1 protein-coding gene is annotated in these 234 nt (G+C 56.0%); it reads right to left on the reverse strand.

The genetic code is table 11. From position 1 onward, the window contains the following. The coding region (locus QP415_RS13020) for an AMP-binding protein (protein ID WP_285100354.1) at positions 1-234 on the reverse strand (234 nt) is incomplete at both ends.

Consider the following 234-nt stretch of genomic DNA (forward strand, 5'->3'; position numbering starts at 1 on the left):
TATCCACGGTGCCAAGGTCGCCTGTACGGAACCATCCGTCAATAAAAGAGTCCGCGGTCGCGTCGGGGAGGTTGTAGTACCCCGACATCACCGAAACGCCTTTCAGAAGAATCTCGCCGTCATCAGCGATCTTGACGTAATTACCAGGCAGAACGGGGCCGACATAACCAGACGGGTGGTTATTCAGTAGCTGGACACATGCGGGCCCGGTCGTTTCAGAAAGACCGTAGCCCT

Source organism: Pauljensenia sp. UMB3104 (assembly GCF_030217285.1).
Taxonomy (GTDB): domain Bacteria; phylum Actinomycetota; class Actinomycetes; order Actinomycetales; family Actinomycetaceae; genus Pauljensenia.